This window comes from Scardovia inopinata JCM 12537 (assembly GCF_001042695.1).
Taxonomy (GTDB): Bacteria; Actinomycetota; Actinomycetes; order Actinomycetales; family Bifidobacteriaceae; genus Scardovia; species Scardovia inopinata.
The window spans coordinates 850,134-863,241 of sequence record NZ_AP012334.1; the positions used below are offsets into that span (position 1 = coordinate 850,134).

General features: G+C 52.7%; 12 protein-coding genes and 1 tRNA gene. 11 read left to right on the forward strand and 2 right to left on the reverse strand.

What is annotated here, in order from left to right:
* The first annotated feature begins 1 nt into the window (after position 1).
* From ruvB to SCIP_RS03490, 6 genes are all read left to right on the forward strand, one after another.
* Positions 2 to 1,105, forward strand: a complete 1,104-nt coding sequence (gene ruvB / locus SCIP_RS03465) for a Holliday junction branch migration DNA helicase RuvB (protein WP_006293127.1) — start codon at positions 2 to 4, stop codon at positions 1,103 to 1,105.
* Positions 1,106 to 1,205: 100 nt separating this feature from the next.
* Positions 1,206 to 1,724, forward strand: a complete 519-nt coding sequence (gene yajC, locus SCIP_RS07745) for a preprotein translocase subunit YajC (RefSeq protein WP_081442811.1) — start codon at positions 1,206 to 1,208, stop codon at positions 1,722 to 1,724.
* Positions 1,725 to 1,754: 30 nt separating this feature from the next.
* Positions 1,755 to 2,336 carry an adenine phosphoribosyltransferase gene (locus SCIP_RS03475; protein ID WP_006293129.1) on the forward strand — a complete coding sequence of 194 codons (582 nt, stop codon included), beginning with the start codon at positions 1,755 to 1,757 and terminating at the stop codon, positions 2,334 to 2,336.
* A 7-nt stretch (positions 2,337 to 2,343) separates the two neighbouring features.
* The gene (locus SCIP_RS03480) at positions 2,344 to 3,954 is read left to right on the forward strand and encodes a cell division protein PerM (protein ID WP_050752370.1); all 1,611 of its coding nucleotides are present in this window, start codon (positions 2,344 to 2,346) and stop codon (positions 3,952 to 3,954) included.
* A gap of 39 nt (positions 3,955 to 3,993) precedes the next feature.
* Positions 3,994 to 5,589 carry a bifunctional phosphoribosylaminoimidazolecarboxamide formyltransferase/IMP cyclohydrolase gene (purH, locus tag SCIP_RS03485; RefSeq protein ID WP_006293131.1) on the forward strand — a complete coding sequence of 532 codons (1,596 nt, stop codon included), beginning with the start codon at positions 3,994 to 3,996 and terminating at the stop codon, positions 5,587 to 5,589.
* 50 nt (positions 5,590 to 5,639) lie between these two features.
* On the forward strand, positions 5,640 to 5,933 hold the full coding sequence (locus tag SCIP_RS03490) for a hypothetical protein (protein WP_040590588.1): 294 nt from the start codon (positions 5,640 to 5,642) through the stop codon (positions 5,931 to 5,933).
* A 221-nt stretch (positions 5,934 to 6,154) separates the two neighbouring features.
* On the opposite strand, the gene SCIP_RS03495 is transcribed toward SCIP_RS03490, so the two are convergent.
* A complete protein-coding gene (locus SCIP_RS03495) occupies positions 6,155 to 7,198 on the reverse strand; it encodes an MIP/aquaporin family protein (protein ID WP_081442812.1) in 1,044 nt (347 codons plus the stop codon).
* Positions 7,199 to 7,444: 246 nt separating this feature from the next.
* Here SCIP_RS03495 and SCIP_RS03500 point away from each other — a divergent pair, with 246 nt between their 5' ends.
* From SCIP_RS03500 to SCIP_RS03510, 3 genes are all read left to right on the forward strand, one after another.
* Positions 7,445 to 8,218 (forward strand): pseudouridine synthase, encoded by a 774-nt coding sequence (locus tag SCIP_RS03500; protein ID WP_006293135.1) that lies wholly within the window; start codon positions 7,445 to 7,447, stop codon positions 8,216 to 8,218.
* Positions 8,215 to 10,392: a bifunctional cytidylate kinase/GTPase Der gene (gene der / locus SCIP_RS03505; RefSeq protein ID WP_006293136.1), complete on the forward strand. Its 2,178-nt coding sequence runs from the start codon at positions 8,215 to 8,217 to the stop codon at positions 10,390 to 10,392. The genes SCIP_RS03500 and der overlap by 4 nt, the downstream gene beginning before the upstream one ends.
* 309 nt (positions 10,393 to 10,701) lie before the next feature.
* Positions 10,702 to 10,778: transfer RNA gene (locus SCIP_RS03510), tRNA-Pro, on the forward strand.
* A gap of 328 nt (positions 10,779 to 11,106) precedes the next feature.
* Here the strand turns inward: SCIP_RS03510 and SCIP_RS08295 are convergent.
* A complete protein-coding gene (locus SCIP_RS08295) occupies positions 11,107 to 11,355 on the reverse strand; it encodes a hypothetical protein (RefSeq protein WP_231851931.1) in 249 nt (82 codons plus the stop codon).
* A gap of 41 nt (positions 11,356 to 11,396) precedes the next feature.
* Between SCIP_RS08295 and SCIP_RS03515 the strand changes: the two genes are divergently transcribed.
* Positions 11,397 to 11,717, forward strand: coding sequence for a hypothetical protein (locus SCIP_RS03515; protein WP_006293137.1), 321 nt, complete (start codon positions 11,397 to 11,399; stop codon positions 11,715 to 11,717).
* A gap of 5 nt (positions 11,718 to 11,722) precedes the next feature.
* The gene (locus tag SCIP_RS03520; RefSeq protein ID WP_231287974.1) at positions 11,723 to 13,054 is read left to right on the forward strand and encodes a phage portal protein; all 1,332 of its coding nucleotides are present in this window, start codon (positions 11,723 to 11,725) and stop codon (positions 13,052 to 13,054) included.
* The last annotated feature ends 54 nt before the right edge of the window (positions 13,055 to 13,108 follow it).

Consider the following 13,108-nt stretch of genomic DNA (forward strand, 5'->3'; position numbering starts at 1 on the left):
TATGACAGAGCCATCATCATTTTCAGCATCGGACTATAAGGAACAGGGCTTAGATCCTATTCTCAACAAGGATGCTCATGAAGAGTCCCTCCGCATTATTTCCGCAGATCCAGATGCCGATGATTCCATCAGTGATGAGGAACTACGGCCCTCGACTCTGGAGACTTTTATTGGCCAGCCGCAGCTGAAGGCACAATTGGGCCTCTTTTTGAATGCGGCTCGTAAGCGTCAGGTGCCTCCTGATCATATTCTCCTGGCCGGTCCTCCCGGACTGGGGAAGACTACCCTAGCCATGATCGTGGCTCACGAGCTTGATGTTCCCATCAGGGTGACTTCAGGGCCGGCAATTCAGCATGCTGGTGATCTCGCATCTATACTTAGCTCCCTCGATGAAGGAGAAGTTCTCTTCATAGACGAAATTCACCGTTTGCCACGGGCAGCAGAAGAGCTTCTCTACATAGCCATGGAAGATTTTCGGGTTGATGTTATGGTTGGCAAGGGGCCGGGCGCTTCGTCCATACCCTTGACTCTTCCCCGTTTTACCGTCGTGGGGGCAACGACCAGGGAAGGCATGCTTCCCTCGCCGCTCAGAGCCCGTTTTGGCTTCACTGCCCACCTGGATTATTATCCTACATCCGAACTGGAACGCTTGATCAAGCGATCTTCCTCTGTCCTTGATTTAACTGTCGATGATCAGGCTGCTCATGAACTTGCTGTACGTTCGCGGGGAACACCACGAGTAGCTAATCGTTTGCTGAGGCGGGTGCGGGACTGGGGTATTGTTCACGATCTTCCTACCATAGATGCTGATTCCGTAATTGATGCTCTGGAACTTTACCAGATCGATAAGGAGGGACTGGATCGGCTCGATATTGCAGTTCTGACTGCCTTATGCAAACAGTTTCATGGAGGTCCCGTTGGCCTTAATAATCTGGCAGCGATGGTGGGGGAGGAGGCTGAAACCGTAGAGACAGTCTGTGAACCTTATTTGGTCAGGGAAGGATTCCTGATTCGTACTCCCAGGGGGAGGGCAGCTACAGAACGGGCCTGGCGGCACCTGGGCCTCAGTCCGGAGAAAGAAGATGATGTCACCAGGCTGTTTTAGACTTTCTGTGTTAAGAAAAGGCCGCTTGGCGGTCACCATCGGCTGATGGCGAGAAGGGTTGAACCCATCCTTCGCCTGAAGCATCACCTTAGGAGTTTCCATGAATGGCAGCCAGTCTTCCATGATTTTTCTTCTTGTTTTTCTTGTCCTCATGATTATTCTTATGTGGTGGACTTCCCGCAAACAGATGAATCAGCAGAAAAAGGTCAAGGATTTCCGCGAGTCACTCAAGCCCGGAGACGAAGTCGCAACCGTCAGCGGCCTGTTGGGCACAGTTCATTCGGTTGATCTTCCTCATGATGAAATTGTTATAGATTCTGAGGGGTCACTGTCCAAGTGGCGTATTCAGGCTATCACTCAGCCTCCTATACGCCCAGCCTATGTTTCTGATGATGAAGTTGATGAGGATGGCAACCCACTGCCAGCCGAATCTGATACGGCTGCAGAAGATATCAATGATGATGCAGCCAACACAACGTATACGGCTGATTCTGCGGAAGGATCGATAGAAAACGAATCTGAAGGTGGTCCTTCAAAGAATGCTCCTGAGCCAGACCAGGCTGCCGTCAACCCTCTTTCTGCTGAGGATCAGACCGGCTTCGAGAATTCAGCTCAGTAAGGCTAGTAAGGCTCAGTAAGAAAGAAGATCATGCCCTCAAACGATATCAGCTTTAACCATCTGAACGGCATCTCATCGGATGATGCTGATTACCTGATCTCCCTGATCAGGACTATTCCAGGCTTCCCCAGTGAGGGGATTCTCTTCCGTGATTTTATGCCTGTTTTTGCAGATCCACGGGGAACTAAAATTCTTTTGGATGCTATGGTAGAAGCTCTTCCTGTCTCAGTTGATGATTTTGACTATATCGCTGGGCTGGAGGCCCGTGGTTTTCTCATTGGAACTGTTCTTGCCCAGCATTTGGGGAAGGGGTTCATTGCTGTGCGCAAGGCAGGTAAGTTACCGCCCCCGGTGATCAGCCAATCCTATACTCTCGAGTATGGTAAGGCAACCATGGAGATTGAACAGAGTCTGACAAATCCAGGCTCCCGGATTCTTATTGTTGACGATCTGGTGGCCACTGGAGGAACAGCATGGGCAGCCATGAAATTATTCGAATCCGTAGGTTGTCCGGTAGCAGGCTTCAGTTTTGTCATGAAGCTGGACGGTCTGGATGGGTACGATCGTATTTCTCACTATCCTATTTCAACCCTTATGACCATGCCAGCCTAATTTTTCTATGATGAGTGACTCAGTTCAATCAGCAAACCGCCATCTGCTTATAGCTAAGGCAGTCACAGGTAAAGCAGGTTCGGGATCAGGATCCAGACGAACTGTAAAATCAGCTCGTCTATCCTCCTCCCGGTCTGCAGCCAACCCACAATCAACGGCAAAAGGCGGCCCTGATCTTTCTCAGTCCCCACCACCATCATCCAGGAATGAGCCTGAGAATATCTGGAAATCTCTGGTCAAAGGACTGGCCGCTTCAATCCTGGCATATGCGCTTTTCTCCTTAACCATCCTCCTGCTCACCACTCTTTTCCTGCTGATTATAGGCATGGAAACACATACTGTCCTTTCCGGGTCTATCCTGCCAATAGGTTTTTCTTTTATCCTCCTTTCGCAGGGGATAGGACTTACTGTCAGCTCTTTGAACCTGAGCCTAATTCCTCTGGGGCTGACTTTCCTTTTTCTCCTTCTCATCCGTTCCTGCAGCCGCCGTTGTGGTATGAATCTGATAGGGTTTTTTGCCGGCAGTCTTGCCTGGCTGCTGATAACCTCTATCCTCCTGAAGAACAATGGTTTCCCCAGTCTCCTTCCCCTTCCTGCGGCATTGGGACGATCCTGGCTTGTTTTTCTCGTCGGTTCTGCCTGGGGGAGTCTACCTGGCTCAGCTGCCGTGCTAAACCTGCGTGCTTGGATAAAAAATAATATTTCTGCCACCGTAAGGAGAACCATCTGGTGGGGTCTGCTCCTTGCTGCCCGCTTTCTTCTTTTCCTCTGTGCCCTATCCTTGCTTACCCTTCTGGTTTGGGTCATTACAGGAATCAGCAGCATGAAGACAGTTATTTCCTACAGTTCCATGGGCCCCTGGTCAGTTCTGATTACCTGTCTGCTGTCTCTGGCCTGGTTGCCTAATCTTGCTGTCTGGGCCCTGTCGTGGATACTGGGTTCGGGCTTTATCGTAGGGAGTACTGGCACTTTCACCCTATGGGAGAGCCAGTCTGATTCCCTGCCCATCATTCCTCTCTTTGGCCTTTTCCCACGAGAAGTTCCTAGCCAGACTCTGGTCCTCATCATTCTTATTATTCCTATTCTTGCTGCCTTCCTCCTGGGGATATCTCTTCTTGCATCGAGAAGACGGTACAATATTTTCTCCTTCCAGGGCATAGACGACCAGGAAAAAGAAGACTCAGACCTCGCTTTGCCCGGGATTCTTGATCAAGAACAGGCTGAGGATCAAGAAAAAGAATCTGTAGAGGGCCAGACTGGGAGGCAGAAGGATGAGCAGAATCAGGGATGGGAATTCCTCCTATCTAAGCTGATAGATCTTGCCTATGCAGCAGCTTCCTTCATTGTTGCCTCTGTGGTCACTGTTTTTACCTCCCTTGTTTTTTACAACCTGTCAACCGGAGCTTTAGGGAAGAAAAATCTATCTTTAGTGGGAGTCAGTTTGTCAGACTCTCTTAACGTTACCGGCCGACCTCTTACCTGGGGGTTAATTGCTGCCTGGCTCCTGTCGTTGCTGCTTGTCTGTGGTCGCTATGCCTATGAGTATGTAAGAAGGCGAAAGTCTATAAATTCCTCAGATGATGAAGTTCATCAGGTGGACGCCGGTTCCGAGGGCTAGGGCATAATATGAGTAGCACATACATGGAAAGGGATATACATGGATTCTACCTATAGGCCGCTTCAGAGGGTTCTCGTATCAGTTTTTCATAAGGAGGGGCTGGAAGTTCTGGCTCAGGCTTTTATTCAGGCGGGAACAGAAGTAGTATCTACCGGTTCTACCGCCTCCAGGCTGAAGGATTTAGGCGTTCCGGTTACTCCTGTGGGAGAGGTAACTGGATTTCCCGAAAGCCTGGAGGGAAGGGTAAAGACCCTGGACCCACATATACATGCAGGCATTCTAGCCGATATGACAAATCCTGATCATGCCCGGCAACTCAAGGATCTGGGGATAAAACCTTTTGATGCTGTCATTGTTAATCTCTATCCCTTTGCTGATACAGTCCGTTCCGGTGCTGATCAGGCTGCGGTTATTGAAAAAATTGATATCGGCGGTCCTTCTATGGTCCGGGGTGCAGCCAAAAACAGTGCTTGCCTGACTGTAATTACTGATCCGCAGGATTATCAGCTTTTTGCTGATCGAGTTATTCAAGGGCAGGGGTTTAATCTAGAAGAACGGCGCTATTTGGCAGCGAAGGCTTTTGCCCATACGGCTGCATACGATGCGGCCATCGTCCAGTGGGCCAGCAGTCACTGGCCTCAGCCTCAAACCCTGCCTCAGGCCCAGTCTTATCCCACCGAGCTAACCAGGACCTGGGATCTGGGTAGGACCTTGCGCTATGGGGAAAATCCCCATCAGAGCGCTGCTCTCTATGTCAATCCTCTAAGTAAAGATGATTTTGCCCATGCCCGGCAGTTAGGCGGCAAGCCTATGAGTTACAACAATTACGTTGATGCAGACTCCGCCTGGCGCAGCGTGTGGGATTTCCCGGATCAGCCTGCCGTGGCCGTGGTTAAGCACTCCAATCCCTGTGGCCTGGCTCTAGGAGAGAACATAGCGCAAGCTCATCGCAAGGCTCATGCTTGCGATCCTATGAGTGCCTATGGAGGCGTCATTGCAGCCAACCGGATAATCACTGAAGAGATGGCTAAACAGATTAAGCCTATCTTTACTGAAGTTGTGGTTGCTCCCGATTATGAGCCCCAGGCTTTGGAGCTACTGCAAACTAAAAAGAACCTGCGGATTCTGCGCGTTCCTCTTCGCCCACAGGCAGCCCCTCAGCTTAAGCCGATAAATGGCGGCCTTTTGGTCCAAGAGGAGGATCTGGTTGATGCTCCAGGAGACAACCCAGCTTCCTGGACCCTGGTCAGTGGCCATCCTGCCGATCAGGATACTATGAACGATCTGGTTTTTGCCTGGAGAGCTATCCGCAGTGTTAAATCCAACGCTATTCTTATTGCTCACGATGGAGCAACAGTAGGTATTGGCATGGGGCAGGTCAATCGGGTTGATTCCAGTCAATTGGCTGTGACTCGGGCTAACACCCTGGCTGAAGGAAGGAACCGTACACAGGGGGCAGTGGCGGCATCTGATGCCTTCTTCCCCTTCCCCGATGGGATGGAGATACTCGCCCAGGCTGGTGTCTCAGCCATAGTCCAGCCAGGAGGATCCATCAGAGATGAGGAAGTATTCCAGGCTGCCAGGAAAGCCGGGATCACCATGTATACTACCGGAACCAGGCATTTCTTTCACTGATCTGAATGATTTGAACGGGAAAAGAACAGGAAAGGCACGGTTTGCAGGGAATGGTCCCAGAGAAAAAGCAGCCTCAGGTTTCCGAGAAAACCGAAGGAAAACCTTGGTTTGAATGGCTGGCAGCCGGGGCTGTTCTCCTGGCCTGCCTTACTGTTTTGTCAGGACATATGAAACTAGCTACCGGAATCATAGCCGGCTTTTCGCTGATCACTGCCTTGATCCGATTGATCTTTCGTGACAGGAGTCCCTGGAAGGTCAGAACAGTCTCCTTCGACTGTTTTATTGGCTTTAGCCTGGGGTTTGGCTTGATTCTTGTCTACATCAGTATTCTTTTAATCTCCTGATTAGTGACCGCCTGATTCCACTTTCTGCTTACCTTTCTAAGGACCCTCCAAAAATCTCTTTCCTGAAAATCTTCTTCGTGCAATGGTTAAATCGCTACAATAGGTAAGTCGGTACAAAGGGTAAATCGTTACAAGGAGAGTATAAAAAAGCGGCAGAAGAGATCTTGAGATCACTCTTTTGCCGCTCACACTGCCAGGGCTTATACCCTTAAACCATGTATTTATTTTTCTTCAAAACTATTTTCAGAGCTATCCTCATCAATAGATTCCACGATAATGGCTGGCTTATAAGCTTTCTGATCCCCCTGCTCCTCGTGGTCTGAATATGAGGATGGGGTCTCTTCGTGCTTCTGCTCACTGTCGCCATTCTCATCCGGTGACAGGCCATATGGATTCCTAGTTGATTCTTCCAGCTGGATTTCGCGGTAAATAGCATCATCGTTGGCATGCACAGAAGAATAAATAATAGTTACCAGGGCGACAATGGCAGAAGCCAGTAGGGCAGTAACCCAGAAAACCCAGAGTTGCTTGAGGGCAGAAGGATTGGTCAGACCCTTCATCTGGGTAAAGATAGCGATACCGGTAGACCTGGCAGGATTGAGGCCCGCATGATCAAATGGGTAGGTCAGCATGGTAGCACTTCCGTATGCCATTGCCATAGCCAGGGGATATCCCCGGGAGGAGAGGCCGTTCTTGGTGGAAGTAGCCAGATAAACTCCTACAATGGCAATCACAGCAAGTACTTCCAGGATAATAGTCCAGTTCATTCCAAAATTCATGTTCAGGGAGCTATACAAAGAAGGTGCCAGCAGATACTGGTTATTTCCCTGATCATAGAGGTTGGTCATATAGGCAAGGAAGGTCTTAAAGGGGAAAGACGTGTTGGTAGAAACCGGAAGCATATAGACCACAGTGGCCGCAGCAGCAATACCTCCAACCAGTTGAGCAATAATATAGCTGATGGCGTCAAGCCAGCTAATGCGAGCTGTTAAGGCAGCAGCAAAGGTAACAGCGGGATTAATTTGCCCTCCTGATACTCTGCCAAAGAGAAAGGCAACAGCACCATAGGCGAAGGCAGCCAGAAGGCCGGATGCCATAATTAACGATGCTGGATATGAGCTGGATGCCGGGGGGACCAATGCCCAGAAAATAAGAATGACGGTGATGACCAGATAGGAACCGACGAATTCTGCTCCCACCCTCACCGGGAGGGAGACAGGAGCGCGAGAGCCCTCATGTGATGAATATACCAATGTATCAGTCATATACTTCCTTTGTGTTGGTTTATAACCCACATGGCGTAGCTTTTGCTACTGCCAGTGGATTATAAGACTGGTGACTGTGTCACATAGTAGCATTGCAGGCCGTCAAAAAGAAGTAAAAAGAAGTATTTGGCCAGAGGATTGGATAAACTTGGAAAGTCTTCCGGGATTAGTTTCACCAAGTGTGGAACTGTGATGGAATGATGTATTATTATAAACTTGTTTCTGACTGGTCACGTTGGGAGAACGATGCCACATCACTATAGTCGTGCACAAAAAGCACATCAAGAATCACATGACGGAGTCCGTCTTCAAAAAGTACTTGCTCAAGCCGGTTTTGGTTCCCGTCGCAAATGCGAGGTTATGATTACCGATGGCCGTGTGGAAGTTGATGGAGAGCTGGTTACCGAACTGGGAGTAAGAGTTGACCCCCAACATCAGGAAATTCGTGTAGATGGATCCCGCATTCACCTTTCCAATAAACATATCACCCTGGCCCTGAATAAGCCTAGAAAGGTTTTATCTACCATGGACGACCCCAAGGGCCGCTGGACCTTAAGGGATATTGTGGGAGACAGATACGAACGGATCTTCCACATGGGCAGATTGGATTATGATACTGAAGGCCTGATTCTTATGACTGATGATGGAGAGCTGGCCCAGCATGTTATGCATCCGAAATATGAGATAGAAAAGACATATATTGCAACTGTTGAAGGCCACATTGGCGGGGGAGTCTGCCACCGTCTGGTCCGTACCGGGGTTCAGCTGGATGATGGATGGATTAAGCTGGACCAGTGCTCGATTATTACCCAAAATCGGGAACGATCCGTACTGAAGGTCGTGCTCCATTCGGGTCGTAATCGAATTGTTCGCAGGATTTTTGGGTCTATTGGTTTTCCAGTTACCCGGCTGATCCGCACTCAGATTGGTCCCATCAGTCTGGGTGAACTCAAGTCCGGCTCGTACAGGATTTTGTCCACACACGAGGTCAATTCTCTTCATAAGGCGGTGGGATTGTGATAACAGTTGCTATTGATGGTCCTTCAGGAGTCGGGAAGTCAAGCACTTCCCGAGCACTAGCTCAGCATTTTGGGTATGCTTATTTGGACACTGGAGCCATGTACCGGGCTGCGGCTTGGTGGTGCCTGAGCCAGGGGGCAGATCTGGATCATGTGACTGAGGCCGATCAACCTGTCATTACAGAAATGGTTTCTCGATTTTTTACTGAAGATCATTTTTCGATTTCTCTGGATCCGACACATTTTGATGTGTCCTCAGACGGAGTCAGCATAGACCAGCAGATTCGCTCAAGCCAGGTTTCTTCTCATGTTTCAGCTGTCTCCTCCATTATTCCTGTTCGTCATTTGCTGATTGCTGCTCAGCGAGCGTACATAAGTCAGCAGAATGACCCCGATTCCTTTTCGCACGGACAGGGAATTGTGGTGGAAGGCCGTGACATCACCACCGTTGTCGCTCCTGATGCCCAGGTCAGGGTTCTTCTGACTGCCCGGGAGGAGATTCGGCAGGCAAGAAGAAACCGGCAGAACCAGCAAAACGACCAGACAGGATCACAAACTGGAGGGACTCCAACGGGCAATCAGGCTCAGGTGTCTGATAATGTCGCTCAACGGGATGCCAAAGATTCGAAGGTTACTAATTTTAATCAGGCTGCAGAAGGGGTAGTCACTCTGGATAATTCCGATCTGACCTTTGAGCAAACCCTTAATGCCTTGATTGATTTGGTCAACGACGCTATCGATCAGGAGCTGTATCGGGAGTATGTAGCCCAATTGGACGGATACGATCTAGATCAGACCGATCAGGCTCTGATCGATCTACAGGATCCGGATGCTATCCAGGAAGAGGAGGGGGGCAGGAAAGTAGGCCAAATTGCAGTAGTTGGCCGCCCTAATGTGGGAAAATCAACCCTGGTAAATCGTATTCTGGGCCGACGGGCCGCCATCGTGGAAGATACTCCTGGAGTAACCAGGGATCGGGTCTCCTATGATGCCAACTGGGCAGGGACTGATTTCAAGGTGATTGATACCGGCGGCTGGGAAAGCGACGTCGAAGGGATAGAATCAGCTATCGCGGAGCAGGCTCAGATAGCCATGAACCTATCCGATGCTGTGATTCTGGTCGTGGACGGAACGGTTGGTCCCACCCGGACTGATGATCGGATTGCCGCCCTCCTGCGTTCGTCAGGAAAACCCGTTACGGTTGCTGTTAATAAAGCCGACACTCAAGAGGAAGAGTATCAGGCTGCAGAATTCTGGAAACTGGGCTTAGGCGAGCCCATACCAATTTCTGCCATGCATGGCAGGGGAGTTGGCGATCTCCTGGACTTGTCCCTGGATATGCTGAAAAAAGTGTCCGCCCTGTCCGGGACTGCGACTGACAGCAGTCTCAGGCGGGTTGCCTTAATTGGCCGCCCCAATGTGGGGAAGTCTTCCCTCCTGAATGAGCTGGCGCAAGATAACCGCTCAGTTGTCAACGACCAGGCGGGAACAACCAGGGACCCTATTGACCAGGTGGTGACCATCGGCAGTAAAGACTGGCTTTTTATCGATACTGCAGGGATTAAACGTAGGCTCCATAAACAGACCGGGGCAGATTATTACTCCAGTCTGAGAACCCAGGCCGCTATTGAACGCAGCGAACTGGCCCTGGTCCTGTTTGATGCGTCTGAACCCATTTCTGACCAGGACCTGAAAGTCATGAGCCAGGCAGTTGATGCTGGACGGGCTATAGTTCTTGTCTTTAATAAATGGGATAAGTTGGATGAATTTTCCCGTGCCCGTTTGGAAAGACTGTGGGAAACCGAATTTAACCGTGTTACCTGGGCTCAGCGGGTAAATCTGTCTGCCAAGACCGGCTGGCACACCAACCGCCTGGTGACAGCGATGGACAAAGCCCTGTCCTCCTGGGAGCAGCGGATCCCTACCGGTAAACTCAATTCCTTCCTGGGGCAACTGCAGGCAGCCCATCCCCACCCCCTCAGAGGTGGTAAGCAGCCCAGGATCCTCTTTGCCACCCAGGCGGCTACCCGCCCTCCCCGGTTTGTGATTTTCACTACAGGTTTTCTGGAGCACGGTTACCGCCGATATATTGAGCGATCTTTGAGGGAAGAATTTGGTTTCGAAGGAACCCCTCTTCAGATTTCGGTCCATGTTCGAGAAAAGAAGAAAGGCTGAAATACGGGGAAGACACTCGCAAAAAGTGGGAAAAGTCCAAAACGTTAATGGGTGTGATACTCTATAAGTCGTGCTTACAGATACCTGTGAAGCATATGTCGGGCCATAGCGCAGCTTGGTAGCGCACTTGACTGGAGGTCAAGGGGTTATCCAGTCAATCTGGATGGCACCTGACCTGAGGTCTACTACCAACTGGGCTGAGGGCCAACGGCGAAAGCCGCATAATTTAAGACAGACACGATTAGACACGGTGACGGTAACACCTCCGGTGTTTTTTCCGCTCAGACACGACGTGAATAATCAGTCATTCGGACCATAGCGCAGCTTGGTAGCGCACTTGACTGGGGGTCAAGGGGTCGCGGGTTCAAATCCCGCTGGTCCGACCAGAAAGCTCGGAATTTCAACGATTCCGGGCTTTTTCGTTTCCATCGGCTCCCCTGTTCTGGGCCTCTCAGACACGATTTTCGGACACGACCAGACACGACGCCCCTGTGACACACCTCAGAACACCGGCATGTCGCGGTCTCGCCCGGTGACTTTCCTTATCCGATTCCGGCGACTTTTCACAACTTCTACATAAGCGGTCCCGCTCTCCCATCGTGGAAAACGGGGTCGCTTTCGTCGTCTTCATCCGGCTCTTCGCCGTAGCAGGGGCACGATGCTACTGAGCGTGACGTGCCCGTGCTCGTCGGGCGTGAGCCGTTTCTGGTGGATTCACGTGCGGATGGTCGAGGTGGGCAGGCGGATGCCGGCTCTCGCGCATTCTCGGCTGATCTGTTTGGGCGTGCCCTTCTTCTCGGATCGGGCGAGCCTGTCGAGCAGCCGGTCGGCCACGTAGGTGCGGTTCACCTGCGCGCCGCAGGAACGGCATTCGCCCATGTGGGCTCTGGGCTCTCCCCATACGACGCCGTGCTCGCAGAACGGGCATGCGCCGAACGCCACCCGTGTGACCGGCGGATCCACGATGCAGTTGACCTTCCGGGCCGTGTCGGTGACGTCCCGCCATGGTGCTGCTGCCGGAGCTGAAGGCGCGGCACGTGCCGGTGAAGATCGTGACCGCGAACGAGATGGGCCAGGCGTGCGGCAGGATGCTCGACCTGATACAGGCCGGCATGCTGCATCATCTGCCCGACGCGGATCAGCCGCAGCTGGGCAAGGCCGTGTCGAACGTGACCACGCGGCCCATCGGCCGATCGGGCGCGTTCGGCTGGAACAAGACCGGCAACGACATAGACATCAGTCCCTTGGTGGCCGTGACCGTCGCCACGCAGGGAGCGTGGACGACACGGCGCCGGCCGGGACGCAAGCAACGGGTGATGAGGTGAACCATATGGCCGACGAGGGCATCTTTTCCAGCGCATTGAAACGACCGCTCGACGTCACTTCGTTCGGGGCTACCCGCATCACCGGGGTCGCCGATGACGACATGCCGACGGTCAGGACATTGATGAAGGTGTGGCGGCAACGGTATCCGCGCAACCTGATCCGCACCGGCTACTACGGCGCGAAGGAAGGTTTCAAGGACTTCGGCATCTCGATTCCCGACCGCATCAAGGCGAACGTGAGCGCGTGCATCGGCTGGCCCGCCAAGGCCGTCCGCTCCTTGGCCGACCTGACCGTGTTCGACGGCTGGGTCTACGCCAATGGCACGGACCCATATGGGCTTGACGAGCTCACCGATCTGAACGCTCTTGAACTGGCGATACCGCAGACCGTGGTATCCGCCTACACGCATGGCTGCGCGTTCCTCACCCTTACCGGCGATCCCGATACCGGCGACCTGCTGGTAACACCCCGTTCGGCCGAATGGTCGGCCGCGATCTGGGATGGGCGGCGCAACCGGCTGGCGGCGGCGTTGACCATCAACGACGCCACGAGCAAGGGGCGCGTCACCGCGTTCAATGTGTTCCTTCCCGGCGTCGTCTACCAGATAGTCCGCGATTCGTACGGCAGCTGGGCCGCCGAACGGTATGAGACGCACTGGCCGGAACCGACCGTGGTGCCGCTCATCAGCGACCCGCAGCTGTCGAAGCCGCTGGGGACTTCACGCGTCACCCGGCCCGTGATGGCCCTGACCGACATGGGCTTCAGGACGCTCGTGCGCATGGAGGCCAGCGCGGAGTTCTACGCGGTGCCGAAACTGTGGTTCCTCGGCATGGACGAGGACGCGTTCAGCGCCGACACATGGAGCAGTCTCGTCTCCGCAATCAACGCGATTAGCAAGGACGAGGACGGCGACAACCCCACGTTGCAACAGATCAGCCAGGCATCGATGCAGCCCCATTCGGACATGTTGAAGACCATCGCCTTGGTGGTCGCATCTGACACCGACCTTCCCGTGGACTCGCTCGGCATCACCTTGGATAACCCGTCATCCGCGGAGGCGATGGCCGCCGCGGAGCGCAAGCTCACCCGCCGCGCCGACCGGCAGAACCGATTGTTCGGCATGCAGCTGACCCGACTTGCGCGCATGGCCGTATGCCTCAGTGACGGGCTTGCTGAACCGCCAGACGAAGTTGAAACGGGTAAAGCCCGCGTGGGCTCCCACCCGCGAAATCAGCGATGGGGCGCGCGCCGACGCGTACGTGAAGATCAGTCAGGTCAACCAGTCGTATGCGACCAGCGAAGTCGGCCTGCGCCGGCTCGGATTGGACGGCAGTGAGATTCGCTCGCTGCGATCGCAGCAGTCGCGTGACCGCGGACGTGACACGTTGGA